Annotated in this window: 26 protein-coding genes and 1 pseudogene; 20 read left to right on the forward strand and 7 right to left on the reverse strand. The window is 64.5% G+C overall.

Going from position 1 to position 25625, the window contains the following annotated elements; translation table 11 throughout:
- Positions 1-74 precede the first annotated feature (74 nt).
- The 6 genes from ACSQ18_RS05370 to ACSQ18_RS05395 all read left to right on the forward strand — a co-directional run bounded on the left by ACSQ18_RS05370 (position 75) and on the right by ACSQ18_RS05395 (position 3483).
- Positions 75-353, forward strand: coding sequence for a hypothetical protein (locus tag ACSQ18_RS05370; RefSeq protein WP_243844744.1), 279 nt, complete (start codon positions 75-77; stop codon positions 351-353).
- 99 nt (positions 354-452) lie between these two features.
- Positions 453-1034 (forward strand): hypothetical protein, encoded by a 582-nt coding sequence (locus ACSQ18_RS05375; protein WP_347878392.1) that lies wholly within the window; start codon positions 453-455, stop codon positions 1032-1034.
- Positions 1028-1576, forward strand: a complete 549-nt coding sequence (locus tag ACSQ18_RS05380) for a hypothetical protein (protein WP_167253817.1) — start codon at positions 1028-1030, stop codon at positions 1574-1576. Before ACSQ18_RS05375 ends, ACSQ18_RS05380 begins: the two co-directional genes overlap by 7 nt.
- A gap of 168 nt (positions 1577-1744) precedes the next feature.
- Positions 1745-2065 (forward strand): DNA-binding protein, encoded by a 321-nt coding sequence (locus ACSQ18_RS05385; protein ID WP_167253819.1) that lies wholly within the window; start codon positions 1745-1747, stop codon positions 2063-2065.
- Between the two features lie 363 nt (positions 2066-2428).
- Positions 2429-2959 (forward strand): DUF3846 domain-containing protein, encoded by a 531-nt coding sequence (locus ACSQ18_RS05390; protein WP_167253821.1) that lies wholly within the window; start codon positions 2429-2431, stop codon positions 2957-2959.
- Entirely contained in the window at positions 2953-3483 is a 531-nt protein-coding gene (locus tag ACSQ18_RS05395) for a DUF3846 domain-containing protein (RefSeq protein WP_167253823.1), read from the forward strand. The genes ACSQ18_RS05390 and ACSQ18_RS05395 overlap by 7 nt, the downstream gene beginning before the upstream one ends.
- Positions 3484-3569: 86 nt before the next feature.
- On the opposite strand, the gene ACSQ18_RS05400 is transcribed toward ACSQ18_RS05395, so the two are convergent.
- Together ACSQ18_RS05400 and ACSQ18_RS05405 are read right to left on the reverse strand one after the other, a co-directional pair.
- Complete coding sequence (locus ACSQ18_RS05400; protein ID WP_208323545.1) at positions 3570-3998, reverse strand: uracil-DNA glycosylase; 429 nt, start codon at positions 3996-3998, stop codon at positions 3570-3572.
- 215 nt (positions 3999-4213) lie between these two features.
- Complete coding sequence (locus tag ACSQ18_RS05405) at positions 4214-5041, reverse strand: hypothetical protein (RefSeq protein ID WP_167253827.1); 828 nt, start codon at positions 5039-5041, stop codon at positions 4214-4216.
- A gap of 190 nt (positions 5042-5231) precedes the next feature.
- Here ACSQ18_RS05405 and ACSQ18_RS05410 point away from each other — a divergent pair.
- The 6 genes and pseudogenes from ACSQ18_RS05410 to ACSQ18_RS05435 all read left to right on the forward strand — a co-directional run.
- Positions 5232-5360 (forward strand): annotated as a pseudogene (locus ACSQ18_RS05410) (NrdR family transcriptional regulator); the annotation flags it as partial.
- Between the two features lie 45 nt (positions 5361-5405).
- Entirely contained in the window at positions 5406-6248 is an 843-nt protein-coding gene (locus ACSQ18_RS05415; protein ID WP_208323546.1) for a hypothetical protein, read from the forward strand.
- 212 nt (positions 6249-6460) lie between these two features.
- Positions 6461-8026, forward strand: coding sequence for a type I restriction-modification system subunit M (locus tag ACSQ18_RS05420; protein WP_436036124.1), 1566 nt, complete (start codon positions 6461-6463; stop codon positions 8024-8026).
- The gene (locus ACSQ18_RS05425; RefSeq protein ID WP_436036125.1) at positions 8023-9246 is read left to right on the forward strand and encodes a restriction endonuclease subunit S; all 1224 of its coding nucleotides are present in this window, start codon (positions 8023-8025) and stop codon (positions 9244-9246) included. Before ACSQ18_RS05420 ends, ACSQ18_RS05425 begins: the two co-directional genes overlap by 4 nt.
- Positions 9243-12341, forward strand: a complete 3099-nt coding sequence (locus tag ACSQ18_RS05430) for a type I restriction endonuclease subunit R (RefSeq protein WP_436036127.1) — start codon at positions 9243-9245, stop codon at positions 12339-12341. Before ACSQ18_RS05425 ends, ACSQ18_RS05430 begins: the two co-directional genes overlap by 4 nt.
- Entirely contained in the window at positions 12341-14914 is a 2574-nt protein-coding gene (locus ACSQ18_RS05435) for an AAA family ATPase (RefSeq protein ID WP_167253835.1), read from the forward strand. The genes ACSQ18_RS05430 and ACSQ18_RS05435 overlap by 1 nt, the downstream gene beginning before the upstream one ends.
- 16 nt (positions 14915-14930) lie before the next feature.
- On the opposite strand, the gene ACSQ18_RS05440 is transcribed toward ACSQ18_RS05435, so the two are convergent.
- Positions 14931-15308 carry a hypothetical protein gene (locus ACSQ18_RS05440; RefSeq protein WP_167253837.1) on the reverse strand — a complete coding sequence of 126 codons (378 nt, stop codon included), beginning with the start codon at positions 15306-15308 and terminating at the stop codon, positions 14931-14933.
- Positions 15309-15707: 399 nt separating this feature from the next.
- Here ACSQ18_RS05440 and ACSQ18_RS05445 point away from each other — a divergent pair, with 399 nt between their 5' ends.
- From ACSQ18_RS05445 to ACSQ18_RS05475, 7 genes are all read left to right on the forward strand, one after another.
- Positions 15708-16277, forward strand: a complete 570-nt coding sequence (locus ACSQ18_RS05445) for a hypothetical protein (RefSeq protein WP_436036128.1) — start codon at positions 15708-15710, stop codon at positions 16275-16277.
- A 756-nt stretch (positions 16278-17033) separates the two neighbouring features.
- Positions 17034-17627 (forward strand): hypothetical protein, encoded by a 594-nt coding sequence (locus ACSQ18_RS05450; protein WP_436036129.1) that lies wholly within the window; start codon positions 17034-17036, stop codon positions 17625-17627.
- A 173-nt stretch (positions 17628-17800) separates the two neighbouring features.
- Positions 17801-18457, forward strand: coding sequence for a hypothetical protein (locus ACSQ18_RS05455; protein WP_436036130.1), 657 nt, complete (start codon positions 17801-17803; stop codon positions 18455-18457).
- Between the two features lie 64 nt (positions 18458-18521).
- Positions 18522-18986 carry a hypothetical protein gene (locus ACSQ18_RS05460; RefSeq protein WP_436036131.1) on the forward strand — a complete coding sequence of 155 codons (465 nt, stop codon included), beginning with the start codon at positions 18522-18524 and terminating at the stop codon, positions 18984-18986.
- A 45-nt stretch (positions 18987-19031) separates the two neighbouring features.
- A complete protein-coding gene (locus tag ACSQ18_RS05465) occupies positions 19032-19529 on the forward strand; it encodes a hypothetical protein (protein ID WP_436036133.1) in 498 nt (165 codons plus the stop codon).
- A 66-nt stretch (positions 19530-19595) separates the two neighbouring features.
- Positions 19596-19874 carry an ArsR/SmtB family transcription factor gene (locus ACSQ18_RS05470; RefSeq protein WP_436036134.1) on the forward strand — a complete coding sequence of 93 codons (279 nt, stop codon included), beginning with the start codon at positions 19596-19598 and terminating at the stop codon, positions 19872-19874.
- A 3-nt stretch (positions 19875-19877) separates the two neighbouring features.
- Positions 19878-20270, forward strand: a complete 393-nt coding sequence (locus tag ACSQ18_RS05475; RefSeq protein WP_436036136.1) for a VOC family protein — start codon at positions 19878-19880, stop codon at positions 20268-20270.
- 39 nt (positions 20271-20309) lie between these two features.
- Here ACSQ18_RS05475 and ACSQ18_RS05480 read toward each other — a convergent pair whose 3' ends face one another.
- From ACSQ18_RS05480 to ACSQ18_RS05490, 3 genes are all read right to left on the reverse strand, one after another.
- Complete coding sequence (locus tag ACSQ18_RS05480; RefSeq protein WP_436036137.1) at positions 20310-20912, reverse strand: HD domain-containing protein; 603 nt, start codon at positions 20910-20912, stop codon at positions 20310-20312.
- 309 nt (positions 20913-21221) lie between these two features.
- Positions 21222-21497, reverse strand: a complete 276-nt coding sequence (locus ACSQ18_RS05485) for a metal-sensitive transcriptional regulator (protein WP_301039751.1) — start codon at positions 21495-21497, stop codon at positions 21222-21224.
- Between the two features lie 53 nt (positions 21498-21550).
- Positions 21551-23242, reverse strand: coding sequence for an FAD-dependent oxidoreductase (locus tag ACSQ18_RS05490; RefSeq protein ID WP_436036139.1), 1692 nt, complete (start codon positions 23240-23242; stop codon positions 21551-21553).
- A 252-nt stretch (positions 23243-23494) separates the two neighbouring features.
- On the opposite strand from ACSQ18_RS05490, the gene ACSQ18_RS05495 reads away from it, so the two are divergent.
- A complete protein-coding gene (locus ACSQ18_RS05495) occupies positions 23495-24754 on the forward strand; it encodes an MFS transporter (protein WP_436036140.1) in 1260 nt (419 codons plus the stop codon).
- 27 nt (positions 24755-24781) lie between these two features.
- On the opposite strand, the gene ACSQ18_RS05500 is transcribed toward ACSQ18_RS05495, so the two are convergent.
- Positions 24782-25624, reverse strand: coding sequence for a MerR family transcriptional regulator (locus ACSQ18_RS05500; RefSeq protein ID WP_436036141.1), 843 nt, complete (start codon positions 25622-25624; stop codon positions 24782-24784).
- Position 25625: the final 1 nt, after the last annotated feature.

Genomic DNA, 25625 nt, shown 5'->3' on the forward strand with positions numbered 1-25625 from the left:
CGCGACGCGATACCGCTCCAGGTGCTCCGACTGCTTCGCTACCCGCTCCCACGAGCGGAGAGGCAGTTCACCAGATGAGCAGTTCGTTCAAGTTCGACAAGAACGCATTCATGCGCGAGGTTCAGCGCGAGGCCCAGAAGGGCATCGATCAGATGGCGCGTGAGCAGAACCGGGAGCTCGAGCGCATGAGCGCCACGTATACCGGTCGCCCGATCGAGGAGATCAAGCCCGCACTGCAGCGCCTGTTCGCGCGCTACGACGGCAAGATCACCGACCCCGAGCTGACCGAGTGGGCGCAGCTGATCAGCGACGGCACGAAGATCACGCTCAAGCCCGACAGGATCCGCTTCTAGGCCATACGCAGAGGGCGTCCCAAGTTCGCGGGCGCCCTCTTCGTATGTCTGCAGGGAGCGGCGCCGATCGGTGTCCGGCCGCATCGATAGCCTCAGATCGTGGTCGATACGAAGCAGACGAAGACGATCGGCGAACACCATGTCGCCGCCGAGCTGGCTCGACGCGGCTGGGCACCGGCCCTCACCCGGGACGGACTCGAACGCACCGACATCCTCGCGGTGCTCGCAGATGGCACTGAGCGTCGCCTCGTCGAAGTCCAGGTGAAGGCAGCGCGCGGCGCCAAGATGGACTCGATCAGCTGGCCGCTCGGCTCAAAGTCGCAGGCACCGAGCCTGCACGAGCGGGAGTACTTCGTCATGGTCGCAATCCCTCACGATCTCCGCGACCATCCCCGCAGTTTTGTGGTGCCCCGCGTCCACGTCGCGGCGGCGGCTTGGATCGAGCACATGAACTGGCTCACCCATCCCGATGCGCTCCCTGGAAAGCGGAATGCGCCGGTCGAGCGCTCTCGGGTGCTCCTTCGGACCTTTGCCGACTACGAGGACCGCTGGGACCTGCTCGAAGTTGACCAGAGCGCCGCCCCGGTTCTGCTGCCCTCGGGCTTCCGAGACCTTGCGCTCACGGAACGCGTCGGCCTACCGCCAGACCACGAGTGGCACGAGGGGCTTCCGCAGTGGTGAACGAGATCGAGGACGCTTGGTATGCCGAACTGCGCGCCCAGTATCAGCCCGAGCATGTCCGCCTGCTCCTGATTGGCGAGAGCGCGCCGACCGACCACGGCGGCACTCGGCCGCGGAACTTCTTCTACGCCGACCATCTCGGCTACGACAACCTCTACCGTGGCGTCGTCGAGGCTCTGTACGACCTCCGTGGGCTGGAGAAGCGCTCGCACGACAAGCGCCCATGGCTGCGACGGCTGCAGGCCGACGGCGTCTTCCTGATCGATCTGGTTCCCTACCCCGTCAACGATGTATCAAGCAAGAAGCAGCGCAAGGCGATACTTCGCGAGAACGTCCCAGGCTGCATCGAGCGCGCCCGCGCCCTCAACCCGGACGGCATCATTCTCTGCAGCAGCGATGTCTTCGATGCGCTCGCGCTGCCGCTGCGCGAAGCTGGGCTGCCATTGCTTCACACCCGCGCCCTGAGCTTTCCGCTCGGCAACGTGCGTGATCAGTTCGTCGCGGGCTTCCGTGAGGCATACGCCCGCCTGGGCGATCACTAGACAGCACAGCTGCCTGGCGTCGCCCGCCGTTGCGGAATTGACAACGCTCGCGATCGGAAGATTGACCCCGCGAACAGGCGGTGCATAATCGGCCTCGCTCCTCGTCGGCGTGCGGCGTAGATGATCCCAACCGGGGATCGTCCGTCGCTTCCGATGAGGAGGCTCACCATGAGTGAGAACACCCCTGCCGACGTGCCGGCCTCGGCACTCGGTCCGTTGCGGACGCTCGCCGTTCGTATCACCGATGGCCTGCGGGCGCAGCTGGACGTGCTCGCCCAGCTCAACGACCGCACCGTCACCGAAGAGATCCGCCTCGCCCTCGAGTCGTGGGTCGAGACCAGCAAGTCCGACCCGAAGGTGCTCGAGCGCGCCGAGACGGTGCGCGCCGAGATCGAGCGCGAAGCCAAGACCAAGCAGAGCGCGATCGAGGCCATCTTCGGCGGTGCGAGCGGCGGCAAGACGCCGCGCCGGTCGTCGGGTTCCGCCTGACCGCAGTTCGGCATGCAGGGAGATCCGGCTGTTCGGGACTGGGCGCTTCATCGCGCTCGTCCCGGACAGTCGGTACACCATCAACGCCAGCGCTTGCGCGACGTGAGATGCCAACCACGGCAGTCGTCGCAGAAGTAGACGCGCGCTTCCTGCTTCGGACGCGAAGCTTGTCTTGGTTCTGAATCTGAGCCAGCACCAGCAACGCCGCGATCCGGTCGCGATAGCGCGTCTTCGTGCAGGTCGGCATGAGTCGGAGTCTTCTGGTGACCACCGACATGGTCAGTTCCTCGTTGCTGCCCCGCGGCTTCGGAAGAGAACCCGAGAGGGGTTCTCGGCCGCGACAACAGTAAGGAGGTGGGACGAATGGTGCGCAGCATCGTCATCCCGCACGACACAGAGCAGCGCCCTGCCCTCGTAGAGCTCGCCGACCTTGGCGCGTTCCAGGAGGCGGTCGACGGCTGGCTGGATCTCATCGAGATCCCGTCCATCGGCGTGACCATCTACATGAACGAGGCCGAACGTCGGACCCACGGTCCGCTGAACACCCGGGCCACTGCGTTCTGGTGGCTCCACAGTGCACATCCGACGGCCCACCCGGTCATCCTCGGCGACGTCGTCCTGACGGGCGTCGGCGACCGGGAGCGCGAGGGCGACATCCCGGAGGTGGTCGTCGAGCAGATCTTTCACCGCGACAACTTCGTGGTGCAGGTCCGCCCGTACGACCGCAGCTCCTGGTGCGACTCGTTCGCGCGCTTCGACAGCGTCTTCGACGCCGCCCTCTGGTGTCTGCTTTTCGAGGCCACGATGCGTCCCGGAGCTCGGTTCCGAGTTCGGAGCGAGCCACCGATTCACATCGCCGAGCTTCCCCTCTTCGGAGGTGACCGGTCATGGTGAAGGCGCTCGTCATCCCGACCACCGAGGGCGAGCCGATCAAGGAGTGCGACGTCGACGCGCTCGAGGACTACCAGTCCGTGGTGGGCGGCTCGATCGAGCCGGTCGACGTCCCGGCGCTCGGCGTGACGGTGTACGTCCACGAGGAGGGGCTGATGCTCAATCTCCCCTTCAATCCTCGGGCGACATTCCTCTGGTGGTACTTCGTGCCCGAAGCTCGCCAGAGGGCCATGCTCGTCGGCCCGGCGCTCATCACGGGGCTGCCCGACCGGAGCGGCGACAGCGCCGATGTCCCGAGCGAAGTGGTCGCCATGCTCGCCCACCCGGGGGAGTGGCGCGTTGAAGTGCGGACTGTCGGTGACCCGAAGTGGTACCGCAACCAGAGGACGTACGCGGACTACTTCGAGGCGCTCGTCTGGGCGATGGTCACCCTGGAGCGCTGGACGGCCGCGGAAGACACCCGTGTAGTGCCAGTGCTCCACGACGAGATCGCGTCAACCAACGTCAGTCCGCCATCCGCGGCCTGACAACAGGGCGGCGACTGCCCGGACTTGAGAACCTCCGAGTTCTCGTCCGGCGCGGTCGCCGCCCTCAATCATTCAGCACCGGGCACTCACGAACGCAATTGCTCCTCGCGCAAATCTCGAAGCTGGGACCGGAACTGAGCGACGCCACCCCGAGCCGGATGGCGGACGTATGGAATTGCAGGAAAATGCGGTGCTAGGACCGCCTGGGCGACACGGCCGACAGCGATAACTCGTTCGATCTTGAATGCATGCACAAGGGCGAGCGTCACGGAGAGACCAGCGCGAATCTCTGTTGGCGTTGGCCGACGATTCGTGAAGGGATGCCCGGGCTCATGCGGATGAAGCGGAAAGGCGGCCCACAACAGCGGAAGCTCCGCGTCTTCAGCAAGCGTCGACCACATCGCCTGAGACGTTGCTTCGCGGACGAACGGGGGCTCGTCGGGCACCTCGTAGTCGTCACCATCAGCTGCGCCGCTCACTAGACCGGGTGCGGACGTGATCTCGCGCACACTCATGAATGGGACGCCAGTAACCGCCGTTCCCCTGTAGCCAGGCGCTTCACCAACCAGGAGCGTACTCGGCATCCTCGCGGCCATGAGCTCCAAGTATCGACTCAGGTTGCGCCGCCGGAGCTGCGACGCGGGGGTTGAAGAGTCATAGAGAGAGCAGGCGCTGGACGAACCGTTCAGTTCGTCCAGCGCCTGCCAGAAGTCGTCGAGTCGTAGGTCACTCATGTCTGGGGCACACTGTGCGGGACGTGCCCAAACTTGTCAAGCAGCTCCACCGGAACCGTCAGTGTTGACCGCGCCGCCGACACTTGATCCGGAACATGCCCAAGAATCGCCGCGGTGCGGCGCTTGGTGGTGTCCCAGCGATCGTCCCAGTGTCGCGGCGGCATCGTGAGCGGGAAATCCGCCAGATGGGCGACGGACGGATCCTGATTGAGGCGACGATACTCATCACCTCGCTTCGACTTGACTCGGAGGGCCAGCTCATAGAACGGCGCTCGGCGCGTTGCCGGGAGCGAGGGGTCCGGGCCGAATGCCATGACCCACGCTTCGACACCGGGGCTGATCGGGCGCCGGATCTTGAGGATCGCGCTGGTCCCCAGGACCTTCAAGCCCTCGCACCAGAATGTCGTGGTGTGGACGAGCTCGCCGACGACCTTGACGAAGTCCGAAAGCGATGAGCACTGTGGAAACACGATACTGGCGACCTGAATGCCGTCGCCGTCGCACAGCTCGGTCACGCGACTGTCCAAGTATTCCGGGGTCGTCTCGTTGTCGACAACCAGGTACGGCCAAGCGCCATCGGTGTGCTTCAGCGCGGCGATGCGAGCGAATACGCACCCCGTTTGTCCGCGGCGGAACCAGTCCTGCTGCGCAGCGACCACAACATCGGAAAACTCGGCTCCGGCCGCGATCAGGCTCTGAGACGTGATGAGGATGTCGGAGGTTGTTGGGAACCTATGACCGCCAAGTTCCAAGCGCGTACGAACACGCTCGAACACGTCGAGAAGCGCGATCACCGGGGGGTCACTTGCGAGCCGAGTAAGCATGGCATCCTCCTTGCGTGCGGTTGTGCCGCAAGTGTGCGCCGCCGTCCACCGGTCGGCAACGAATCCCTAGCGAGGGCGTGGCCAGCGACTAGAGATCTCGGTCGGAGCTGCCAACATGTGGTGTGCCCGTGATCGGAGATCGCCTGCGATCACTAGAATCCTGCCCACCAGGCACTAGGGGGACGAGGATTTGTACTGCCCGAGCTGCGGCGCCGACGGCGTCATCTCCGACTCAAACATCATCGATACACGGCTTGCTGTTGACGGCCGCTCTACCACCCGTCGCCGGGTGTGCAAGGCAAACGCGGAGCATAAGTTCCATACGACCGAGTCGCTCCGCCACGAGGATCTGAAGGATACTTTCGTGCGTCGAGCGAGTGACAAGCAGATCACCGAGAGATACTCCGTTACCCGTCTTCGTCGGGATCTTCGAACTGCGGTCCTCGGCCGCCTACCTGACGAGGAGATCAACCAGATCATCGCCGATATCGAAGGCGACCTGCAGGAGCGACTTGCTGGGTTGGTTCAACCGCTGAGCGTCGAGGAGCGCGAACACCACTCATCAGGCAGCTACGCCGCCGCGATCGTCGACACCGACATTCGTCAAGCCACCGAGTTGCGACTCCGGCAGGCGAGCGACCGTTCGGTGCACGTGCTATACGCACTCGGCATTCGTGGACGCGTCGACACCCCCGGGCGTGCAGGTCTCCGGAACGCGCAGGGCTTTCTCGAGTGGCTCTACTCGCCCGGCGCGTACTCGGATCTCAAGCGCGCGATCCCCCGCCAGCCTGCGCGCCCACTCGACCGGTGGTGGCCCGATGTCGTTACGCCCCATCCAACGCACGTCATCAAGAAGTCCGGAGAAGCACGTGCGTTCGGGCTCCAGCAATTCACGAACAGCATCGAGATGGCACTCGTCGGACGGCACCGGCCGGTGGACAATGCGCAACTGGTTGCGGCCTGGGTCCTAGCCCATCTCGCAGGCCAACGAAAGGTCCTCAGTGCTCAACTGTCGGCCGGAGTCACCTCGACGCTGCGCCGAGTCGATGACATCGCATACCTCAGGTGGGCAACCGTGGCCAAGAACTTCCAGTCAGTGCGCGAGATTGCGGACGAGGCCCATGACCTGGTTGTCCGCCCTTCGCCTCGCCTCGTCTTTGATCACCGCGAGGCCCCGCGCACTGTGCCAGCCAACTCCGCGCTCTAGGTGCGTGGATGCTTGGCGTTTACGAAAATCCCTGATAGATATACAATTATCCTCAGACGCTGCCACGTGGTTTGAGCCTGCTCCCACGCGTCGGCCTTGCCTCGAAGCGGTGCTGTCAGCCCGGCCATGTCGTCGCGCGCCAGTAGCCTTGGTGCACCCGAGGTCATCAACATAAAGTGCGCCGAACTGGGCGCGAGGAGAAGTACAAGTCAATGACGCCGACCACCAAAGAATCCCAGCGCGCAGAGCTACACAAGACCATCTGGCGGATCGCGAACGACCTGCGTGGGTCGGTCGACGGCTGGGACTTCAAGAGCTACGTGCTCGGCATGCTCTTCTACCGCTTCATCTCCGAGAACCTCACCGCCTACATCAACAAGGGCGAGCATGAGGCTGGCGAGACTGACTTTGACTACGCTCGACTGCCCGATGCCCAGGCGGAGTTCGGACGCAAGGAGACGGTATCCGAGAAGGGCTTCTATGTCCTGCCCTCCGAGCTCTTCCAGAATGTGCGTCGTCGCGCGGCCAAGGATGAGAACTTGAATGAGACGCTCGAGCGCGTCTTCAAGAACATCGAAGGCTCGGCGGTCGGGACCGACAGCGAGGACGACCTCAAGGGGCTCTTCGATGACCTCGACGTGAACAGCTCGAAGCTCGGTAACACCGTCGCCAAGCGCAACGAGAAGCTCGTGAAGCTGCTTGATGCGATCGGCGACCTGCCGCTCGGCAACTTCGAGGACAATTCGATCGACCTGTTCGGTGACGCGTACGAGTACCTCATGCAGATGTATGCCTCTCAGGCCGGCAAGTCTGGTGGTGAGTATTACACCCCGCAGGAAGTCTCCGAGGTGCTCGCCCGCATCACGGTCATGGGCAAGAAGCGCGTCAACAAAGTCTACGACCCCGCTGCCGGATCGGGCTCTCTGCTGCTCAAGTTCGCGAAGGTACTTGGTCGCGAGAACGTCGGCGGCTTCTTCGGTCAGGAAATCAACCTGACCACCTACAACCTCGCGCGGATCAACATGTTTTTGCACGATGTCAACTACGAGAAGTTCGACATCGCGCATGGCGACACGTTGCTCGACCCGCAGCACTGGGACGACGAGCCGTTCGAAGCGATCGTTTCTAATCCGCCCTACTCCATCAAATGGGAGGGCGACGCCAACCCGCTCCTGATCAACGACGAGCGCTTCGCGCCGGCTGGTGTGCTCGCACCGAAGTCCAAGGCCGACCTCGCCTTTACGATGCACATCCTGAGTTGGCTCGCCGTGAACGGCACGGCGGCCATCGTTGAGTTCCCTGGCGTGCTCTACCGCGGGGGAGCAGAGCAGAAGATCCGCAAGTACCTCATCGACAACAACTACGTCGATGCCGTGATCCATCTGCCTGCAGATCTCTTCTTCGGCACCACTATCGCGACCTGCATCATCGTGCTCAGGAAGTCCAAGACCGATAACTCGGTGCTGTTTATCAACGCGTCGGACGAGTTCAAGCGTGTCGGCAACAAGAACAAGCTGACGCCGGACAACCAGCAGAACATTCTGATGGCGCTCGACGTGCGGGAAGACGAGAAGCACTTCGCGAAGCTCGTCACGAACGAGGACATCGCGGCCAACAACTACAACATCTCTGTCTCGTCGTACGTCGAGGAGGAAGACACCCGCGAGGTAGTCGACATCACGGCACTCAACGAAAAGATTGCCGAGATCGTCGCGCGACAGACTGAGCTGCGAATCTCAATTGACGAGATCGTCGCGGACCTGGAGGGTTCGCAGTGAGTCGTGTGGATGACTTGATCGCCGCACACGCGCCCAACGGCGTGGAGTTCCGCACACTCGGCGACATCGCGCGATTCGTTCGCGGCAACGGCATGCCTAAGACCGATCTCGTTGATGAAGGCGTTGGCGCCATCCACTACGGCCAGATCTATACGAGGTACGGCGTCTGGGCGACCGAAACGATCTCATTCGTGGCACCGGAGACAGCCCTGAAGCTTGCGAAGGCGCAGCCGGGTGACATCATCATCACCAACACCAGCGAGAACGTCGAGGACGTCGGAAAAGCCGTTGCCTGGCTCGGTACCGAGCCGATCGTCACCGGCGGCCACGCCACAGTGATTCAGCACGACCTCGACCCCAAGTACCTCGCATATTGGTTCCAGTCCGAGTCCTTCTCCGTGCAAAAGCGTGGGCTCGCTACCGGTACGAAAGTCATCGACGTTTCGGCACGGCAGCTGGCGAAGGTGCGACTTCCCGTGCCGCCTATCGAGGTGCAGCGCGAGATCGTGGGAGTCTTGGATAAGTTCACCCGGCTGGAAGCGGAGCTGGAAGCGGAGCTGGAAGCTCGACGGCGCCAGTATGACTACTACGCCGGGGTGCTACTGGAAGCCAACGACGAAGTGCCGCGTGTTCGCTTCGGCGACGTGGCGACGATCGTGCGGGGCGCCTCGCCCCGCCCGATTCAGAACTTCATCACCGATGGCGCGGATGGCGTGCCGTGGATCAAGATCGGCGACGTTCCGGCGCGTGGAAAGTACATCACCGGGACAGCACAACGAGTTAGTCCGGCAGGCGCCGCAAAGTCTCGTCGCGTCCATCCCGGCGACTTCGTTCTGTCGAATTCGATGAGTTTCGGCAGGCCGTACATCTCGAGGATCGAAGGGTCTATCCACGACGGCTGGCTTGCGATCAGCGCCTTCGAGGACTCCTACATTTCGGACTACCTCTACTACCTGCTCCGCTCGGCGCCTGTGCAGGATGAGTTCGCGCGTCGGGCGGGCGCTGGCACCGTGAAGAACCTCAATGCCGAGATCGTGCGGTCGGTCGAAGTTCCGCTACCTCCGAAGGTCGTGCAGGCTCGCGTGGTTGAACTTCTCGACAAGTTCGACGCGCTCGTCAATGACCTGAGTGTCGGTCTGCCTGCGGAACTTCTCGCACGTCGCAAGCAGTACGCGCACTACCGTGACCAGCTCTTTGCGTTCCCGGAGGCGGCCGCATGAGTGAAGCCATTCCACGCAAGTACGATCCGATCGCCGTTTCGGCCGAGTCCACCGTCGTCGCGGAGTACATTCCAGACGCCCACGCGTCGGCCGCATACCAGTCGGAGTCGGCGCTTGAGCAGGAGCTGATCCGCCTCCTGGAGTCCCAGGCCTACGAGTACATGCCGGTCACCTCTGAGGCGCAGCTCGTGACGAACCTGCGCACCCAGCTGGAGGCGCTGAACCACATCACCTTCTCCGACGCAGAGTGGGCGGACTTCTTCGACAACAGGATCGCGGGCAAGAACGACGGCATCGTCGAGAAGACCGTGCGCATCCAGGAGGACCACGTCCAGCTTCTGAAGCGGGACGACGGTTCGACGAAGAACATCACACTGCTGGACAAGCAGAACGTCCACAACAACCGACTTCAGGTCATCAATCAATACGAGATCGGCCAGGCCGAGGGCGGCGCAAACTACGCGAACCGCTATGACGTGACGGTGCTCGTCAACGGCCTCCCGATGGTGCACATCGAACTCAAGCGCCGCGGTGTCGACATCCGCGAGGCGTTCAATCAGATCAACCGCTACCAGCGCGACAGCTTCTGGGCCAGCTCTGGTCTGTTCGAGTACGTGCAGCTGTTCGTGATCAGCAACGGCACGCTGACCAAGTACTACTCGAACACGACCCGCACTCAGCACATCAGCGAGGGCAAGAAGCAGACCAAGGGGCGCAAGACGTCGAACTCGTTCGAGTTCACGTCGTGGTGGGCGGACGCGCAGAACAAGCCAATCACCGACCTGACCTCATTCGCGAAGACATTCTTCGCCAAGCACACGCTGCTGAACATCCTCACCCGCTACTGCGTGCTCACCGCAGACCGGCTCCTGCTGGTGATGCGCCCGTACCAGATCGTCGCAACCGAGCGAATCCTGCAACGCATCGACATCGCCACCAACTACAAGCAGCTCGGCACCGTCGCCGCAGGCGGCTACGTCTGGCACACCACCGGTTCCGGGAAGACCCTGACGAGCTTCAAGACGGCGCAGCTGGCATCGAAGCTGCCGAGCGTCGACAAGGTGCTGTTCGTCGTAGACCGCAAGGACCTCGACTACCAGACGATGCGCGAGTACGACCGCTTCGAGAAGGGCGCGGCCAACTCGAACACGTCAACCGCGGTCCTGAAGAAGCAGCTCGAGGACTCGAACGCGCGGATCATCATCACAACGATCCAGAAGCTCTCAACGTTCATCAAGGCCAACAAGGGTCACGCGATCACGAACGACCACGTCGTGATTATTTTCGACGAGTGCCACCGCTCGCAGTTCGGCGACATGCACACCGACATCACACGCGCGTTCAAGCGCTACAACCTCTTCGGCTTCACCGGCACCCCGATTTTCGCGGTCAACGCCGGTACGGGCGGAAACCCGCAGCTCAAGACCACCGAGCAGGCGTTCGGGGAGAAGCTGCACACGTACACGATTGTCGATGCCATCACCGACAAGAACGTCCTGCCGTTCCGGATCGACTACGTCAACACCGTCAAGGTCGGCACCATCGTCGACAAGCAGGTGTCGGCCATCGACACTGAGAAGGCACTGCTGGCGCCGGAGCGCATCAGCCAGGTCGTGAAGTACACCCTGGAGCACTTCGATCAGAAGACCAAGCGATCTTCGAGCTACGAGCACTCAGTCGTGACGAACGTCGCCGAGTCGACACGCGCCCGCCGTCAGGCCGAGGCGGTGCGTGAGCGTAAGCGCGTGCGTGGCTTCAACGCCATCTTCGCGACGGCCTCGATCGATGCGGCGCGTCGCTACTACAACCACTTCCAGATCCAGCAGGAAGCCCTGCCTGCGGATCGGCGCCTGAAGATCGGCCTGATCTACTCCTACGGCGCGAACGACGCCAGCGACGACGGCATCCTCGACGACGAAGCCTTCGACACCGATGCGCTGAGCACTGATGCGCGCAGCTTCCTCGAAGACGCAATCCAGGACTACAACGACATCTTCGGCACGAGCTACGACACCAGCGCCGACAAGTTCCAGAACTACTACAAAGACCTCTCGCAGCGGCTGAAGAACCGGGAGCTCGACCTCGTCATCGTGGTCAACATGTTCCTCACCGGCTTCGACGCCACGACTCTCAACACGCTCTTCGTAGACAAGAATCTGCGGGCGCACGGCCTGATCCAGGCGTACTCGCGCACCAACCGCATACTCAACTCGGTCAAGACGTACGGCAACATCGTCGCCTTCCGTGACCTTGAAGAGGAGACCAACGCCGCCCTCGAGTTGTTCGGCAATAAGGACGCCCGCGGTGTCGTGCTGCTCAAGCCGTACGGTGACTACTACGGTGAGTACTCCGAGAAGGTCAACGAGCTGCTGGCATCCTTCCCACTCGGGCACCAGATCATCGGAGAGGCTGCGCAGAAGGAGTTCATCCAGCTGTTCGGGCAGATCCTGCGGCTCGAGAACATCCTGACATCGTTCGATGACTTCGCCGGGAACCAGATTCTCACCGAGCGCCAGGGCCAGGACTACCGCAGCGTCTACCTCGACCTGTACGCGGAGTTCCGCAAGGTCAAGGACACGGATAAGGAACTCATCAACGACGACGTCGTGTTCGAGATCGAGTTGATCAAGCAGGTCGAGATCAACGTCGACTACATCCTGATGCTCGTGCAGAAGTACCGCAGCCAGCACGGCGATGGCGAGGACAAGGAGATCCGCGCCGAGATCTCCCGCGCCGTCGACGCCAGCCCGACACTGCGCAACAAGAAGGACCTCATCGAAGCCTTCGTCGACTCCGTCTCGGTCGACGGTGCTATCGACGAGGAGTGGCAGGCGTTTATCGCGGCCAAGCGCGAGGCCGAGCTCGAGGCCATCATCGAGGACGAGCGGCTCCGCGCCGACGCCACTCGCGCATTTATCGAGATCGCGTTCCGCGACGGTGCGCTCCGCACGACCGGGACAGCGATCACCAAGGTGCTTCCGCCCGCCTCCCGGTTCTCGGCCGATGGCGGCCACGGAGAGAAGAAGCAGCGCGTGATCGAGAAGCTTGGGTTGTTCTTCGAGCGGTTCTTCGGACTGAGTTCAGGAGGAGAGTAGTGACTCTCAATGAGGATCTTGCGAGTTTCCTGGCGGCGCGGCCCCACTGGCAGAAGGACGTCGTTGCCCGCTTCTGCCGCAACGAGACGTTGTCAGCTGAGGACGTATCCAACATTGCGGACCAACTGATCGCGGGAACGTACCCGGTTGCCGTGAACGTCGAAGCCGCTGACATTCCTGGCTCGACGGCGGCAGGCGATCCTGTCAGCCTTGTTCAGGTATCGGATGTCAGGGGCGTCAATGCGCTCACTGGAGGTCAAACGCTCTCATTTGGTGCCGCGGGCCTTACGATCGCCTTCGGCAACAACGCCAGCGGCAAGTCGGGCTACGCTCGGCTCATACGCGAAGCGGTCACGGCTCGCGTGAAAGATGCGCAGCTCCTCGGTGACGTCTTCTCGGACGTTGACACTGCGCAGACGGCGAAGCTCGATTACCAGGTTGGAGCCAATGCCGAGACGTGGAATCTCGGTGAGCCCCAGAGCACCGAGTTGTCCCGAATTCGCTTCTACGACGAGGACTGCGGTGACGCGTACGTCACGACCGCCTCGGAGGCCAATTACCGACCTTCGGCGCTCACAATCCTGGACCAACTGTCCGATGCTTGCGAAGCGGTCGCTGCTGAACTCAGTCGCCGCCTTGGGGCAAACCAGACTGAGCGACCGCAACTACCGGTGCTCCACCCAGGAACCCGGGCGTCGACGTTCCTGTCAGGAATCTCAGCCACGACCTCCAAGGAGTTGATCGCAGAAGCTACCAACCTGGCCGACGATCACGACACGCAGCTTGCGAAGCAGCTCGCGGAGGAGGCTCGGCTTAAGGGGAGCGACCCCAACAAGGAGAAGGATCGCCTCACGTCCCTCGGGCGTGACTGGTCGACGGTCGAAGCGCACGCCAAGGCGGTGGAAGCCGCCCTGGGTGATAGTGAGCAGCGCGAACTTAGAGAGCTGCAGCAGAGGTCCATTCAGCTCCAGGAAGCCGCCCGCATCGCATCCGCTCGAACCTTCGACACCGAGCCCCTTTCTAGCGTCGGCTCAGAGGCGTGGCGGGCGCTGTGGGAAGCGGCGCGTAAGTTCTCTCTCACCGACGCCTACCACGATCATGACTTTCCAGTGACAGGCGAGGACGCAGTTTGCGTTCTCTGCCAGCAGCCCTTGAACGAACAGGCCACCGACCGGCTCACTCGATTCGAGGCGTTCGTCACGGACACAACGTCACGTGACGCGGACACGGTCGCCAAGGCACTTGCGATGTTCCGAGACCACTTCGTCGAACTTCAAACTCTGCCAGTCGCGGTTTCTGCCGCGATCAATCGACTGCAGGACGCTGGCGAAGACGTCCAGTCAGTGCTCGACTGGTTTGAAGTAGGGACGCGCGCTGCAGCAGCGGCGGTTGCCTGGCTCGATGGGAAGGAAGGTGCCGATCTCCTTGCGCTCACAGCCTCGATCAGCGCCCAGGCCGGCACGCGAGCACAAGCGCTGACGACGAGGGCGCGAGAGATCGACGCGTCGACATTCGCTCAAACGCTCAGCACGACGAGCAAGAAGGTCGTCGAGTTGCAGGACGCCAAGACGCTCAGCGAAGCAAAGTTGGCCGTCGAGACTGAGGTGACGCGACTCGCCGAACGCAAGATGATTGAAGACGTTCGCCGGCTCACCGCGACGAACGCGATCACAACGAAGCGTGGAGAGCTGACCGAGACATACGTCACAGCGGAAGTTCGGGATCACTTCACGCGAGAAACCGAGCGCCTCGAACTGCGCCGAGTCACCCTCAATCGAACCGGACGTGGCCGCAACTCCGCGCTCGAACATCAGCCGAGTCTGCTGGGATCGCGACGCAACGCCGGCGTCGATCAGGTGCTTAGTGAAGGAGAGCAGACGGCGCTCGGCCTGGCGGGATTTCTCACTGAAGTGGAACTCGACAAATCGCTCTCAAGCGTTGTCTTTGACGATCCGGTCTCGTCGCTCGACGCCGAGCGGCGGTCAAAGGTCGCTCAGCGCCTGGTGGAGCTGGCAAGTCAGCGACAGGTGATTGTCTTCACACACGAGATCACGTTCGTGCACGCACTGGTCAAGGCGGCAAAGAGTAAGTCGATCGCCACGACAACACGGTCGATTCAGCGTCTGGGTGGCGCTCAGCCCGGTCTCATCGTTGACCAACTCCCTTGGGCCGCGAAGGACATTCCCGAGCGCATCAGCAAGCTTGAGGCAGACCTCGCGCAGCTTAAGAAGGAGCGCGAGAGTCTGTCGGAGGACGATTACACAGAGCGAACCGCTCAGATCGCGGGTCGACTGTCCGAGACACTTGAGCGTGCCGTCAATCTGCATATCGTGAACGAACTCGTCGATCGAGGAACGAACGAAGTACGCCCGACCATGCTCAAGATCCTGCCGAAGTTCACGCAGGGCGATCATGACGAGTTCCAAGCCGCGTACGCGAAGACTTCGAGCTGGGCGGCACGACACGACAACGCGCCCGAAGAGAACTACGTCGCGCCCACAGTTGACGAGCTTTGCGGCGAAGTCACCTGGCTCAAGGCGTGGCACGCTCGAATCAAGCAGTACACGCGATGAGTCTCGTTCAGCGGGCTCAACTCCCGCCGCTCGGCGGCCGGAGGATTATGCCATTGGCGACGATCGCCACGCGCATCGTTTCCTGGTTCACTTTCAATCGCGCCGCGACCTGCGATAGCGACAGCCCGGAGTTGTACAGCCGGGCCGCTTCACTCACCTGCTCCGCCGTCAGTGGCTGCCGTCGCACGACCACACTGTTCGCCCGCAGGATGCCGAGGATCGTGGACTTGGCGACGCCATACGCCTGCGCGAGGGCCGTCGTCGTTTCGCCCGCTTCGTATCGCTCGATCACCGCAGCGCGGGCTTCATCGCTCAGGCGCGTCCACTTCCGTCGCGTAGCGGTGGTCTCGCCAGGGGTTCGAACATCCGCGGAATCGCGCAGGATTCGGCGCATCGCGGCCGTCGTGACCCCTGTTTCCGAATTTGTGGAACAGAGGTAAACAAGGTCGACGGTTAGGGCCGTTGGAAATACGGTCGAAATGCAAGAAGGGCACTGGCAGCGAGCCGGTGCCCTTCTTCGTATCTGCGGTGGTCTTGGGGTACCCGTCCGCCGACGCGTGATCGCGGTGCCGGTCAGAGGACGCTGCGAAGTGGATCACTTCGAGAGTCGAGTACCTTTCGTCACCGGCTACAACCTTAATAATCGGAATGGCTACCTCGATCAGGCGACAAACGTTTTCCGCATTATGGGGACTCAGCGCGTGAGCGTAGCCCCCGACAACCCGAACTGGACGCCATGAAATACCCCACCTCTCGCAACCCCCGCAGGGCTCCGGTCTGGGAGAACTACATCGTGGCGCAGGCGACCACTGCGGTGCTTGGACACATCCCGGTTCACACGCTCGCCTACGGGGTGGAGGTGGATGGCTACCATGTTCGACTTCGGTTCCAGCTGACGGAGGTCAGCGAGCGGGACCAGGAAGACGTGGACGAAACGGTCGGCGATTTCGAGATGCTGGTGGGGTCTGCCGTCAATGTGGAGTGCGTTCAGGAGATTCGTCGCGAGCGCGTAATCACCCCACATGACAGGGTGAGATGGATCTATTTGTCGCGGGTTGGCGACGAAACGTACGGCGAGCCTGATCCGGAGATCGACACGGGAGTTGAGGCGCCGCCCGGTGAGGTGTCTGCGCTTATGGCGCGCGCTCTCGTGCAGGCCAGCGAGGTCCCGTTGAGCGTGCAGGATGTCGATGAGCTGATCGAACGATCGCTGCAGGTTCATGACCAAGCGTTGCGTCGCTCACTCGGCACGGGGGTGATCTCCGAACTTGTCCTCAGCGGCTACATCGAGGTGATCCTTCCTGATCGCGAGCTTGCCCTTGACCCGCGCTGGGTGGGACGCGGCCATTCGCATCGGCAGTAGCACCGGAACTCGCGAGTTCGTCTGGGATGGCGAACCTTACGCGAGCCGCGGGCGATGGCGCTTGGTAGACGACTGACGTCGGCGGAGGCGGGTCGCGACCGGGTTCGGGTGCTTCGACCCGCCCGAGCGGAGAGTGTGGACAAGGCTTGCTGGGAGCATGGGTTGAGAACATGAGAGCGGTTGGACTTGCGCAGCGCCAAGAGTGCGCTTGCGTCGGCCTTGGCATCCGAAGTGAGATGGGAGTCGTGGATGACCCTGTCTGAGGCAGCAAGCGGAGGGCACGTCATGGTGAGCGACCCGCCTTTCGAGCTGTTGTTCGGAAACACTGTTGTCTTCTTGCTCGTGGGCTTCTTTGGCGTCGCTACGCCCTTTCGTGTAGAAGTATCGAGGCTGATGGCATCCCACATTCGAGCGGGCACGCCGCGGCTGCTCGGCAGGGAAGACGTCGCCAAGAACTCCACGCCGGGGAATCTGCTGTTTGTAGCGGTAATGGGTGTGCCTATATGCCTCTTGATCATCGCTAACATCCTTCCTCGCTTGTGGAAGCTGTCCCCCGGCGCAGCCATCTTTGCGTCTGGTGGGGCGGTCGCGGTCGGCGCCGGACTAGCGCTCCTCCTCGTCGCTTCGGAGCGACGGAGTGAGCGGCCCAGGCGACGTACACGGTGGATTGGCGTCGCGCTTGTGGGCGGCGGTTTGGTCAGTGTCACGTCAGCTCTGTTGCTTCTGTAGTTCGCGTTCGACCGAAATGGGAACGACATGATGCGCCCTCGTCGCTGGGGCATAGTCCTCGCACTCGCTTTGGTGTCGGCGGCGCTTGTCGCTCGCTTGTGGGTCGCAAGCTCGGGACGGGAATCCTCCGGCCTTGCTGCTCTCGATGTGATCCTGCTCTCGATCGTGCCCGGCATCCTCGTCGTGTTGGGCGTTCTTCTTTGGTACGGCTGGAGGGTGTCGGCGAGCCTTCCCGAGTTGCGTCGTCGCTATCCGGACGCGGTTGTGGTGCCGTTCAATCTCGACCCAGCTGATGTGGGTGAACTGATCGATCTCTCAAGCCTCAGCAAGTTCCCGCGGCTTCTCGCGGCTGTGTTCACGTCGGAGTCGGTTTCCTATTGGGAAGGGCTGCGACGATTGCGTCAGGTTGCTCAGACTTCCCTCGAGGACGCTTCCTTCCGTCAAGAGCTGACCCCCACCATCTACGGAGATGCCCCGAAGCTCGTCGTGAGCGTGCCGAGCCGCGGGTATGCCGCGATGTACCTTCTCGACGAGCTGCGCAGCACGTGGCGGCCGCGAGGCGTCACGGTGGAGGGAGGACAAAGCGTAGTCGACCAGCTGAATCGCTTGCGTCGAGTGTGAGAAGGCCTCGTTCTGAGCTATGCGGAAGGCGTCGGGTGGGCTTGCGACGAAGACCGCGGCATGTCGGCTGGCCCACGTCGATTGTCGTCTGAGCGCCTCGACGAACATACTGGGCGTTCAAGCCAGATCCGTTTGGGGGAGTGATCTGCGTCGGGAGGGCGAGACCGATTGAAATGACACAAACCGAACCCATCATCGAGCGAGCTCAAGATCTCGCCAGGTCTGGGTACCTCAGAAACGGCGCCCGCCTGCTACGCGACCGGCTCGCCGAGGATCCGAGCGACAACGAGCTGAGGCGCGCTCTCGCGCAGATGTACCGTGACGCCGGACACCTCGATCAGGCAGGACGGTATGAGTTCGGCATGCCGTACGCCAGCTCAGAGGAGCGGGCGGTCTTCCTGCGTCACGTCATCGCGATCGGTGCTGATGAGGAGTCTCTGCGGCGTCTGTGTCTCCTCCCCGACCACGTAGCGATTCCGGAGGACGTCACATCCCAATTGGCGCGGATTTCGCGCGCCAAGAGAGGAGCAGCCGCATGGGAATCCGTCACCGGAGTCGGTGGCGTTGCGTTCGCGATCACGTCGCTTGTGACTGTCCTCGCGGTCTATGTGATCGTGGTCGTAGGTGGCGACGTCGCCCGCCCCGTCGCGAGGGTCGGAGGAGTGGCGAGCCTCGCAGCGTTGGTCATCGTGACCTTTGGTGTCGGGATGTCGTACTGGGTCGAAGGGTCACGGAAAGCCGCGCTCGGATGGAACGTCGCGACCGCGGTCCTTAGCGTCGCAGTCGTCTTGGGCGCGATCGCTACTTTTGGGGCAGTCGGTGAAAGCTGAACACGCCCGCACTCCGGCATCTCGCATGACCTGGAAAAGAGTAGGGGTGAGACCGAAGTCAGTCGTGGGTACCTTCGCCATCGTCGGCGTCATCGCGCTGGCGGGCTGCGTTCCCATGAGGCCTAACGTTGACCCGCTGCAGATGACGGTCCAGGACGGGGAGGTCGTGTTTCGGTGGTGCGGGCCGACGACGGCGCCGATGCGCGCGTTGAGGATCAGCTTTCGTGTTCAGGATGATGCGAATGAGCACGTCCGAGCGCTCGCCGGTACTGGTGACTTCACTCTCGAACACGGGGCGGAGGTATCCATCAGTCAGCCGCCCGCGGGGGTCACCGTGGAAGCGTCGACGCCTATCGTCGTTTCGGACCATCCGACCTATGTGTTCTTCAATACCGGAGAGTCGCGTCGCAACCTGAACGGCGTAGAGGCGACACTCCACGCGGATAGCCTCACGCGATGGCAGGAGAATGAGTGGCTTACGACGTCGGGGGCTACCGTGAAAGGTGACTGCACCGCCCGGCCCGAATGATCCGAATCAGTGCGGCACGACCGCGGCGAAGCAGGGGGAGAGCGAGTGATCGTGATCGGCGTTGTGGCGCTCGTCGGTGCCCTTCTCGTGATGTGCTCCGCGCTGCTGGTGTTTCTCCGTAGGGTGCAGTGGGCGCGCAATGCCGAGCGCGCCGGGATCATCCCGGCGGGTTCTGGTGGCGGATACGTGATTGTGCTCGTGGTGGTGCAGGTCCTCTTGGCCGGAGTGCTGCTCATCTTCGGGGTGAGCCTCTTGCGCGGTGCGCCGCTCCCCGAGAACTTCCGCGCTCTCATCGTGCTGTCGGAGTACGCGCCGGTGTGGATTCTCTGGACTGTCGGGCTCGTAGGTGGTCTGATCGCGGCGGGTGGTGCCTTCTGGCTTCGACGTCGTCGCCACGCCCTCGCATCGGAAGCCCCGGATGGCCCGGCGCCACGGAACGCGACGATGGCTCTCCTTCCTGAGGTTGTTGTGGCAATCGGCGCTGTCACCATAGGGATGGTCATCTTTGCTGCAACGCTGGGCGGGCATCTGAGCGTAGTCTGATCGCGGATCTCGGCCGCTCGCCCCCACCTCTTGATATGCAAGTCATCACTTGCATAAACTGCCCTCGTGGGAGACGTCTATCAGGCACTCGCGGACGCGACGCGACGGCTCATCCTCGATGAGTTGTCGGAGCGCGACGGGCAGAGCCTGTTCGAGCTGTGCGGGCGACTCGCGATGCGGCATGGTGTCGCATCCACCCGACAGGCGATCTCCCAGCACCTCGGCGTCTTGGAGGACGCTGGCCTGGTCCGTTCGGAGCGCGCCGGGCGGACGAAGCTCCTGCACCTGAACACGGAACCGCTGCGTGCCATCACCGAACGCTGGCACATCGAACCGAAGGAATGACCCATGAGCATCCGCATCAACCTGACGAGCGTGTTCGTCGACGACCAGTCGAAGGCGCTCGACTTCTACACCGAGAAGCTGGGCTTCGTGACCAAGCATGATGTGCCGCTGGGGGAGTTCCGGTGGCTGACGGTCGTCTCGCCCGACGCTCCCGACGGTCCCGAGCTCCTTCTCGAGCCCGACCAGCACCCCGCGGCGAAGACCTTCACCGCCGCTCTGGTGGACGACGGCATCCCGGCGGCATCGTTCGCCGTCGACGATGTGCGGGGCAGCCACGCGCGTCTCGTGAGTGAGGGGGTGCGCTTCACCCAGGAGCCGACCGAGATGGGACCGGTCATCACCGCCGTGCTGGATGACACGTGCGGCAACCTCATTCAGCTGAGCAGCCCCGCGTAGTCGCGTAGCCCAGCCGCGAACCCGCTCGGACGCGACGGATCAGAGCCGTTCGAGGGGGTTCGCGGCCAGCTTGGCCACGAGCCCGCCGTCGACGAGGCGCCGCGCCTGCGTGTCGGGCTTGCGCGCGGCCTGGTCCACGACGCACGCACCGAACTCGGCGGCGAGCGCACCGCGGGGGTGGGCCGTCAGCACCTCGCGGCGGAACCCTTCGGGGAGGGCGTCGGGTCGCGCGCCGGAGATGTCGAGCCCGGTGGCGATTTCGAGCAGGTAGCCCTCGACATCCATCGCGGGGTCCACGCTCGGCCAGTTGTGCCGCACGATGACCTCGTGCACCCGGCGACGTCGGGCGGCGGACCACCCGGCGCCGGCGGTCAGGACTGTGGCCGCATGTCCGCCGGCATCCTCGTACGACAGCGTGTGGTTGTCGAACGCGGGCGTGATGCCCAGATCGTGGAGCAGGGCGGCGACGTAGAGCAGCTCGTGGTCGATGTCGTGGAAGCCCTCGACGGCGGCGAAGGCCTCGGCCCACAGCCACGAGCGCAGCGCGTGATTCGTCAGCGATGCCGTCTGATACTCACGAGCGATCTCGAGCGCGCCGCGGGCGGCGAGCGTGTCGGGAGGGGAGTAGTCCGCGAGGTGCATGGTCCCAGTGTGGAAGGCCGCGGATGCCACGGGCGAGCGCCCGACGGACGACTCCCGCACGGTTTCTGCCACTGGGTGGAAGACCCGGCTTCCGCTGCACGGGCCCCCTGCCTCGGATCAGTGGCCGAACAGTCGCGCGAAGAACCCGGTGGAGGGCTCGGCGCTGTGTCCGGCGCAGCGCTGAGCTACGGGTACGCGGCGCATCACTTGGTCCACGTGCTGTCCGCAGCCGGACCAGGTCGTCTTGCCGCACTTCCGGCAGGTCGTGGCGTAACACATCGTTCGTCTCGCTTTCGGTCGTCGGGTCGGTCAGGCGAGCATGAGGAAGAGCTTCTCGAGCTCCTCCGTTGTGATGCCGTCATTCTCGAGTGCGGCGTCGGGGTCGCTGATGCAGTCCTTCATCGCGGTCGAGACGATCGCGAAGCCGGCGCGGTCGAGGGCGCTGGACACCGCGGAGAGCTGCGTCACGATCTCGCGGCAGGGGCGTTCGTTCTCTACGGCGGCGATGACGGCATCGAGCTGTCCCCGCGCGCGGCGCAGGCGGTTGAGGATGCGCTTCTGTGCGTCGGCGTCTGTCATGGTCATGAGATCACTCCCGTTCGGTGTCGCTGTCGGTGGGGCGGGTGGGGCGCTGCGGATCAGGCATCCTGCAGCACGGAAGGTGCGGTGAGCACGTCGGACTGGCGCTCGCCGAGCCACGCGCGAAGTGTGAGCATGCCTCCGGAGAGCGACGCGGAGTCGAACCCCGCCTGCGTGAGCACGCGGTGGGCGATCGCCGAACGCACCCCCGACTGGCACGTGACCCGGACAGGACGACCCGCCGCCGCGTCGCGCACCTCGTCGAGGCGCTCGCGCAGCTCCGTGTGAGGGATGTGCAGCGACCCGGGGATCGCGCCGGTGGCGTACTCGCCCGCAGTGCGGACGTCGAGGATCAGCGCGCGGCCCGCCAGGTCGTCGAGCTCCTCGGCGTACCAGAGGGCGAGCGCCCCCGACAGCACGTTCTCGCCGACCATGCCCGTGAGGTTCACGGCATCCTTCGCCTGTCCGTAGGGCGGCGCGTAGGCGAGATCGAGGTCGATGAGGTCGGTGACGGTCATTCCCGCACGAAGCGCCGTCGCGAGCACGTCGATGCGCTTGTCGACACCCTCGGTGCCCACCGCCTGTGCCCCGAGGAGAAGCCCGTCGCCGGTGCGGACGTGCACGACGAGGTGGATCTGGGCTGCGCCGGGGAAGTACCCCGCGTGCTGGTTGGGGTGCAGGTGGAGCGTGCGGTACGGGATGCCGGCCGCATCGAGCGAGGAACGGTTCGCGCCCGCGAGCGCTGCGGCGAGCTCGCCGACCCGCACGATCGCGGTGCCGATCGGGCGGGGCACCGCGCGGGCCGCGCCCGGGCGCAGGATGTCGTCGGCGACGAGACGCCCGGCCCGGTTCGCCGGTCCGGCGAGGGCGACGGGGCGACGGATGCCGGTGACCGCGTCGACCGAGACGGTGGCGTCGCCGACCGCCCACACGCCCGGCGCGGAGGTGCGGCCGTGGGCGTCGACGACGATCGCACCGCGTTCGCACACGATGCCGGCGGCCTCGAACGGTGCCGTGTCGGGGCGGACGCCCACCGAGAGCACGACGAGGTCGGCCGGGATGCGGCTGCCGTCGGTGAGGACGACCGTGTCGGCATCGTCACCGGGTTCGATGGCGGCGGCGCCGACGCCCGCGTGCACGTCGATGCCGAGCCGCCCGAGTTCCTGCGCGACGAGGGAGGCGAGCTCGGTTTCCAGCGGCGGCAGCACGTGGGCCGCCAGCTCGACGACTGTGACCTCGAGACCCTGGCCCGCGAGCGCCTCGGCCGCTTCCAGGCCGATGAAGCCGGCGCCGAGCACCACGGCGCGCCGTGCGCCGTCGTGCACACGGTCGCGGAGGGCGACGGCGTCGTCCACCGTGCGGAGGGTGCGGACGCGGGGGGAGTCGAGTCCCGGGAGGGGCGGGCGGAGAGCGGTCGCACCGGGGGAGAGGACGAGGGCGTCGTAGGAGAGCGCGCTCTCGCCGTCGGCCGTGCGCACCGTCACCTGCCTCGCGTCGGTGTCGACCGCCACGACGTCGCTTCCCGTACGCACGTCGAGCGCGAGCGCGGCCCGCAGCGACGCGGGCGTCTGGACGAGGAGCTTCTGCTCGTCGGTGATCTCACCGCCGACGAAGTACGGCAGACCGCAGTTCGCGAACGAGACGTGAGCGCCGCGCTCGAGCACGATGATCTCCGCGCTCTCGTCGAGACGGCGCGCGCGTGCCGCGCAGCTCATTCCCCCGGCGACCCCGCCGACGACGACGATCCTCATCGCGAGGCGCTCTCGTCGTGGCCGGGGCAGCGGTCGGCCGCCGCGACACCCGCCAGGGCCTGCTCGACGTGCTGACCGCACCCGGCCCACGTCGCTTTTCCACACGTCTCACACGTCACTCTGCTGCACATGATGCGGCTTCTCCTCGTCTTGATACCCCCTGGGGTATAATGAGAATACGCCCGGGGGTATCCGCAGCGCAAATCGACGACCCTTCCACGTCGCGTCCGAGGGGTGGCCTAGGCTCGACCGGTGAGCATCGGAGAGTGGGTCGCGCCGCGGCGACTGGGACGAGACTTCCGGTGGCTGCTCTCCGCGTCCTGGACCAGCAACGTCGGCGACGGGATCGCGCTCGCCGCCTCGCCGCTGCTCATCGCGTCGATGACCGACTCGCCGGTGCTCGTGGCATCCGGGGCCGTGCTGCAGTTCCTGCCGTGGCTCCTGTTCGGACTGCACGCCGGCGCGATCGCAGACCGAGTCGACCGACGCGTGCTGATCATGGTGGCCAACGGCATCCGGGCCCTCGTGCTCGTGGCGCTGTGCGCGTTCCTCGTGACGGGTGTCGCCACCATCTGGATCGTGCTCGTCGTGGCGTTCGTCTACGGCTGCGCGGAGGTGTTCGTCGACACGACCAGCAGCACCCTCCTCCCGATGATGGTCAAGAAGAAGGACCTCGGGATCGGCAACGCGCGCCTACAGGCGGGGTTCCTCGTCGCGAACCAGTTCGGCGGGCCGCCGCTGGGAGCCTTCCTCTTCGCGCTCGGGTCGTTCTGGCCGTTCGTCGCACAAGCGGTGTGTGTCGCGCTGGCCGTGGTCCTCATCTCCCGCATCGCGACCACACGGGCGCCGAAAAGGGATGCCGACGCCCCTCGCACCGCCGTGCACACCGACATCCTCGAGGGCATGCGCTGGCTCTGGCGCAACCCGCCCGTGCGCACCCTCGTGATCATCATCCTGACGTTCAACATCACGTGGGCCGCGCCCTGGGGCGTGCTCGTGCTGTACGCGACCGACTACCTGCAGATGGGGCCGGTCGGCTACGGCGCCCTGACGACGGCGTCGGCGATCGGCGGCCTGCTGTCGACGCTGAGCTTCGGCTGGCTCGAACGCCGCTTCTCGTTCCGGTTCCTCATGCGCGTGTGTCTGAGTGCGGAAGTGCTCATGCACCTCGCCTTCGCCCTCACGACATCGGGCGCGGTCGCGTTCGTCATCATGTTCGCCTTCGGCGCGTATGCGTTCGTGTGGGGCACCATCTCCACGACGGTGCGTCAGCGCCTGGTGCCCCACGAGCTCCAGGGACGCATCGCCTCGGTCAACATGGTCGGCGTGTTCGGCGGCCTCGTGATCGGGCAGGCGCTCGGTGGCGTGATCGCGCAGGTGTGGGGTCTCACGGCGCCGTGGTGGTTCGCGTTCGTCGGGGCCGCCCTCACCCTGCTCCTCGTGTGGCGTCCGATCGCGCACATCGCCGCCGCGCGTCCTACCGAAGACGAGGACGATGCGGCGGCGACGTGAGTCAGCGGGACCGGCGGGGGCGGGCGATCAGGCGCGCGCGACCGGTGCCTGGAGCTCGGTGAGCCAGTCGGGCCCGGGCACGTGGCCGTCGGCCTCCAGATACACCTCGCGGCAGGCGCCGACGACCTGGTAGCCGTCGGCGACGATCTGCTCCATGAGCCGCGACCACGCCTCGCCGATGCCGCTCATGTCGCCGCGATGCTGCAGGGTGGCGGCCGTCTCGAACCCCGGCAGCTCGACGACGTCGTAGCCTTCGCCGGCCACCGGCTCGGCCTCCGCGACGTACGACACGTGTACGCCGACGCCGTCCTCGTTCTGCGCGTCGTACCAGAAGATGCCGGGCTCGATCAGCGGGCGCCCCGCGGCCTCCAGCGCCGCATCGAGCCGCCCGATCAGCGGGCCGATCAGCGGGCCGATGTTCTCGTTCCCCATCCCCTGCGCGACGCCGTGCGCGGCGTAAACGGTGACGGGGGACAGGGAGGTGTAGATGACATCCGACATGGTGGTTCCTTCCAGAAGGCGAAGACGCCGCTCGATCCGGGCGATGCGCTGCCGGTCCTCGGTGACGGATGCCACGAGGTCGCGGTGGCGCTCGACCAGCACGGAGCGCAACGCGGCATCCGGGTCTTCCGCCCCGGCAAGCACCGCGATACGTTCCAGCCCGACGCCCAACTCCCGCAACTCCGCGATGCGCAGCAGCAGCGGCAGCTGGTCGATCGCATAGAGGCGGTAGCCGGTGCGCGCGTCGACCTGCGCCGGTGCGAGCAGGCCGATGGCGTCGTAGTGACGCAGCATCCGCACGCTCACCCGTCCCAGGGCGGCGAACTCTCCGATGGTGTACATGATGTCGATCACTGTCGACCATGACACA

Source organism: Microbacterium sp. LjRoot45, from assembly GCF_964253325.1.
Taxonomy (GTDB): Bacteria; Actinomycetota; Actinomycetes; order Actinomycetales; family Microbacteriaceae; genus Microbacterium.

Bases quoted from the DNA above. Each gene is read 5' to 3' on its own strand.
- ACSQ18_RS05370 (WP_243844744.1), top strand. From the start codon at position 75: ATGAGCAGTTCGTTCAAGTTCGACAAGAACGCATTCATGCGCGAGGTT.
- ACSQ18_RS05385 (WP_167253819.1), top strand. From the start codon at position 1,745: ATGAGTGAGAACACCCCTGCCGACGTGCCGGCCTCGGCACTCGGTCCG.
- ACSQ18_RS05390 (WP_167253821.1), top strand. From the start codon at position 2,429: ATGGTGCGCAGCATCGTCATCCCGCACGACACAGAGCAGCGCCCTGCC.
- ACSQ18_RS05395 (WP_167253823.1), top strand. From the start codon at position 2,953: ATGGTGAAGGCGCTCGTCATCCCGACCACCGAGGGCGAGCCGATCAAG.
- ACSQ18_RS05400 (WP_208323545.1), bottom strand. From the start codon at position 3,998: ATGAGTGTGCGCGAGATCACGTCCGCACCCGGTCTAGTGAGCGGCGCA.
- ACSQ18_RS05405 (WP_167253827.1), bottom strand. From the start codon at position 5,041: ATGCTTACTCGGCTCGCAAGTGACCCCCCGGTGATCGCGCTTCTCGAC.
- ACSQ18_RS05420 (WP_436036124.1), top strand. From the start codon at position 6,461: ATGACGCCGACCACCAAAGAATCCCAGCGCGCAGAGCTACACAAGACC.
- ACSQ18_RS05430 (WP_436036127.1), top strand. From the start codon at position 9,243: ATGAGTGAAGCCATTCCACGCAAGTACGATCCGATCGCCGTTTCGGCC.
- ACSQ18_RS05440 (WP_167253837.1), bottom strand. From the start codon at position 15,308: ATGCGCCGAATCCTGCGCGATTCCGCGGATGTTCGAACCCCTGGCGAG.
- ACSQ18_RS05450 (WP_436036129.1), top strand. From the start codon at position 17,034: ATGATGCGCCCTCGTCGCTGGGGCATAGTCCTCGCACTCGCTTTGGTG.
- ACSQ18_RS05455 (WP_436036130.1), top strand. From the start codon at position 17,801: ATGACACAAACCGAACCCATCATCGAGCGAGCTCAAGATCTCGCCAGG.
- ACSQ18_RS05475 (WP_436036136.1), top strand. From the start codon at position 19,878: ATGAGCATCCGCATCAACCTGACGAGCGTGTTCGTCGACGACCAGTCG.
- ACSQ18_RS05480 (WP_436036137.1), bottom strand. From the start codon at position 20,912: ATGCACCTCGCGGACTACTCCCCTCCCGACACGCTCGCCGCCCGCGGC.
- ACSQ18_RS05485 (WP_301039751.1), bottom strand. From the start codon at position 21,497: ATGACCATGACAGACGCCGACGCACAGAAGCGCATCCTCAACCGCCTG.
- ACSQ18_RS05490 (WP_436036139.1), bottom strand. From the start codon at position 23,242: ATGAGGATCGTCGTCGTCGGCGGGGTCGCCGGGGGAATGAGCTGCGCG.